The sequence below is a fragment of the Methylobacterium sp. WL116 genome, assembly GCF_008039455.1.
GTDB lineage: Bacteria > Pseudomonadota > Alphaproteobacteria > Rhizobiales > Beijerinckiaceae > Methylobacterium.
Window position 1 is genome coordinate 1 of sequence record NZ_VRUV01000797.1, and the last position, 1,475, is coordinate 1,475.

The 1,475-nt window shown below is 75.9% G+C and carries 1 protein-coding gene and 2 pseudogenes; 1 reads left to right on the forward strand and 2 read right to left on the reverse strand.

The window, feature by feature from the left end:
• Positions 1 to 185: pseudogene (locus FV223_RS27420) on the reverse strand (EamA family transporter); the annotation flags it as partial.
• Between the two features lie 120 nt (positions 186 to 305).
• Positions 306 to 1,199, reverse strand: coding sequence for a LysR family transcriptional regulator (locus FV223_RS27425; RefSeq protein ID WP_147729849.1), 894 nt, complete (start codon positions 1,197 to 1,199; stop codon positions 306 to 308).
• Here FV223_RS27425 and FV223_RS32190 point away from each other — a divergent pair.
• A pseudogene (locus tag FV223_RS32190) lies at positions 1,198 to 1,475 on the forward strand (hypothetical protein); the annotation flags it as partial. The gene FV223_RS27425 and the pseudogene FV223_RS32190 sit on opposite strands and share 2 nt — an antisense overlap.

Below are 1,475 nucleotides of genomic sequence, written 5' to 3' on the forward strand. Positions count from 1 at the left end.
AGGCCGGCGGCGATCCCGCCCCGGCGCGACAGCCAGCTCGCGCAGCCGACGAGGCCGCCGAGCGCGAACGTCATCGCCGCGAGCTGGAACGGCGGCACCGCCCCCGACGCCGCGGTGAACAGCGCCAGCAGCGACCACAGCAGGATCGCGCCGCAGCCGAGGAGGGTGGCGGAGGAGGAGGAGATCGCGCGAGACCCGTGATCGCGGAAGGGATTCCGCTCTCCCACGGACCCGCGGGCGAGGGCAACGGGGTTTTGGCGCGGGGCAGGCCCGGTCGGACGGCATCCCGGAACCACGCATCTCCCTCACCCCGCCGAGAAGCCGTCCGCGTCGCGCGCCGCGTGCAGGAAGCCGATCAGGCGTTCCGCCAGGAGGCCCGGCGGCTTCGCCGGGCGGATCAGCAGGGTCGCGATCGGCATGCGGGGGCGGAAGGGGCGCAGCACGATCGGCAGGGCGAGGTCGCGGGCGGCGACCGGGTCGACGATGGCCAGCCCCAGACCCTCGGCGACGAGGCCGCAGCGGGCGGCGGTGTACTGCGCCGTCGGGCCGAAGCGCGGCGCCAGGCCGGCGTCGCGGAACGCCGCCTCCACCGCCTGCTGGAAGTCGCCGGGCGCGCCGGCGATCAGCGGCACGTCGGCGAGGTCCTGGACCGTGATCGCGCGCCCGCCCGCCAGCGGATGGCGCCGGGGCAGGGCGCAGACCGCGTCGACCGTCAGGAACGGCTCGGCGATCACCCCCGCATGGCCGGAGCGCGGGCGCACCAGGCCGAGATCGCACTGGCCGGAGGCGGCCCAGGACCAGATCGTGTCCGGCGCCGGCACGTGCACCGCGACCCGGGCTTCGGGATGCGCCGCCCGGAGGCGGCCGATCGCCCGCGGCAGCAGGCGGGCGACGAGCGACGGCTGGCAGGCGATGCGCAGCGGCCCGGTGCCCATCTCGCGGATGCGGCGGGCGGCCTCGCGCAGGTGGTCGAGCCCGGCATAGGTGCGCTCCACCTCGCGGGCGAAGGCCTCGCCCTCCGCGGTCGGCACCGCGCTGCCGTGCCCGCGCAGGAGCAGCGGGAAGCCGAGGTCGCGCTCGAGCTGCGCGACCGCGCGGCTCACGTGCGGCTGTCCGATGCCGAGCGCCTCGGCCGCCCGCGTCATGCCGCCATGGCGCAGCACCGCGCGGAACAGGTCGAGATGGGCGGGGTTCATCATGCCCGATTCGCATGAAAAGCGAGGTTTCGGGCATTTGACGGCATGGGGCGGCGGTGGTTGTCAAGGCGCGGGCGCAGCCGGAGCGGCCGGCGGGACGGCGAACGCGATGCGGACGATCCTCAAACCGACGAATTCGACATCGACGATCCCGGCCCGGGCGACTCATGCGGGCTGGGGCAGCGGGCTCCTCGGCATCCTCATCTTCAGCGCCTCGCTGCCGGCGACGCGGGTGGCGGTGGCCGGCTTCGCGCCGCTGTTCCTCACCGCGGCCCGCGC

Coding starts and splice junctions, on each gene's coding strand:
- FV223_RS27425 (WP_147729849.1), bottom strand. CDS start 1,199: ATGATGAACCCCGCCCATCTCGACCTGTTCCGCGCGGTGCTGCGCCAT.